The organism is Nitratidesulfovibrio liaohensis, assembly GCF_011682075.1.
GTDB classification, from domain to species: domain Bacteria; phylum Desulfobacterota; class Desulfovibrionia; order Desulfovibrionales; family Desulfovibrionaceae; genus Cupidesulfovibrio; species Cupidesulfovibrio liaohensis.
In genome coordinates this window covers 1-705 of the sequence record NZ_VSMK01000722.1, presented here as the reverse complement: position 1 = coordinate 705, position 705 = coordinate 1, and the positions used below count along the sequence as shown (strand labels likewise).

General features: G+C 70.4%; 1 pseudogene. It reads right to left on the bottom strand.

Going from position 1 to position 705, the window contains the following annotated elements:
* Nucleotides 1-74: 74 nt before the first annotated feature.
* A pseudogene (locus tag FVW27_RS18195) lies at nucleotides 75-705 on the bottom strand (aminoglycoside phosphotransferase family protein); the annotation flags it as partial.

Here is a 705-nt window from a genome sequence, read left to right as displayed (position 1 = left end):
GCCCACGGCGGCGGCCACCAGCCCCGCGCCGCCGGGCGCGGCAACGCCCTCTCCGTACGAGGCGCTCAGCCCCTCTACCGCAAGAACCATGCGATGTTCCCCAGATAGCGTTCGATGGTCCGAAAGGTGTCGGCATGGGCCAGCGCGCGCCCGCCGCCCGCGTATTCGTGCCAGGCCATCAGGCACCACGACAGGCCGCGCAGCAGCACGGCGCGCACCATGACGTCGGCCTTGGCCGCGCATTCTTCCGCGTCCGGCACGGGCTGGCCCGCATGGCGCAACGCCTCCCGGTAGTCTTCCAGAAAGGCCGCGCGCGTGGCCGCGTCAAAGGTGAAGTCGGTCTTCCACAGGGTGGTGGAGGACGCCAGAAAATGGCCCAGGTCCTGATAGCGAGTGGTGACCACCGCCTTTTCCCAGTCCACCAGCCATGCGCCGCAGGGCGCTGCCAAATCGCCGCAAGATGCCGCGCTACCGCCTTCAGGCACGAGGAAGTTGCCGGAATTGACCTCGGTATTGGCGATGACCGGGGTCTCGTCCGCGAACAGGTGGCGGGTATCCCCGGCCAGCCGGGCCACCCGGTCGCGGTAGTCCAGCAGCGCATGTCGGGCGGTGTCCACGCGCGGGGCCAGCGGATGGTCGGCGTGGCGAGCCAGCAGGGCCGCACTTTCCGCCACGATGGCCGCCACCGGGTCTGGCTGGGCGGCC